This is a genomic window from Lepagella muris, from assembly GCF_004793975.1.
Lineage (GTDB): Bacteria > Bacteroidota > Bacteroidia > Bacteroidales > Muribaculaceae > Lepagella > Lepagella muris.
Genome location: NZ_SRYB01000075.1, coordinates 1 through 1,336, shown reverse-complemented (window position 1 = coordinate 1,336; position 1,336 = coordinate 1). Strand labels below are relative to the sequence as shown.

The following is a 1,336-nucleotide window of genomic DNA, read 5'->3' as shown; positions in this document are numbered from 1 at the left end:
GAGAGCTATTAGTTTTGCATTCGCAAAGAAAATACTATCTTTGTAGATACAAATATTAAAAAATTTAACAAAAAAGGAAGAACCTCCTAATGTCGCGTTAGCCTAAGCCAAGAGCTAGATAAAATCTTATCCGTGTTTCAGGTACGACATTATTTCCCAAACTAAAGCCAGAGAGTAATTTAAAGATGTCAATTACTTATTTTATTATCATAGTATTGGCCGTTTGGAATTGGAGATTCCTTCCAAATAATAAAATATGGTACAAATTTACGGAATAGATCTGGCATCTGAAAAATTTGATGTCAATTTCTTAAATGAAAATGGACGTGTGTGTCATAAAATAGTAAGGAACACACGTAACCAGATTGAGAAGTTCCTGGAGACTCTCCCCGATAATGCCTGGTTAGTTGCGGAGTACACAGGCGTGTATGGCGATCTCCTGTTGTATCTCGCAAATATCCATGGAGTGAGGATTTCATATGTCCCGGGCTATGAGATAAAGCACAGTAGCGGACTGGTAAAAGGGAAGAGTGACAGTAATGACGCTGCATTGATTCGGGAGTATGGGGAACGTTATATCGATAAACTGACTGTAACAGGGTTCCCGTCAGAATCAATCTACAAACTTAAAGAACTGTACTCAACGCGCCGGTTGCTTGTCCAACAACGTAAACAGCTGTACACTATACTGTCCGGAGATAAACATCGCCCCATGCAGTGTGAGGTTGCCGTCAGGATCAAGGAACAGATGGTGGCAGAGCTGGATAAGGCTTTGTCCAATATCGAACAAGAGATGCAGAAGTTGATAGACAATGATGAGAGCCTGAGGAAGAGCGCCGAGATTGCATGTAGCGTGCCCGGCATAGGGAAGGTTACTGCAACGGAACTCATCATAAAGACCGACAATTTCAAGCGCGTTGCCACTGCACGTAAATGCGCATCTTTGGCAGGTATTGCCCCCTTCCCGAACGCTACGGGAAAATCTGATAAAGGCAATCACGTCTCCAGATTCGGAGACAAGGAACTGAAGACGTTATTGTTCATGTGCGCCCAGTCTGCCGCCACATATTTTGAGAAAATGCATGTCTACAAGATGAAAAAATTAGAAGTGGAGAAGAAGCACTTCTTTATCGTGATGAACAATATTGCCAACCGTCTGCTGAAGATACTCTATGCCTTGATAAGGACGGGGAAGACATACGATCCTCTATACATATCAAGAGATCCAAGATTAAAATTGCAGAAATAATTATCAAATACATGTATTTATAAATTTTAACATAATATTCCTACAATTTTAACACTTGAGTCCTTGGTGATATCAGAGTAAACACGG

General features: G+C 40.9%; 1 protein-coding gene. It reads left to right on the top strand.

Annotation, left to right across the window (positions count from 1 at the left end; translation table 11 throughout):
• The first annotated feature begins 256 nt into the window (after positions 1 to 256).
• Positions 257 to 1,249 (top strand): IS110 family RNA-guided transposase, encoded by a 993-nt coding sequence (locus E5331_RS20050; protein WP_123483483.1) that lies wholly within the window; start codon positions 257 to 259, stop codon positions 1,247 to 1,249.
• The last annotated feature ends 87 nt before the right edge of the window (positions 1,250 to 1,336 follow it).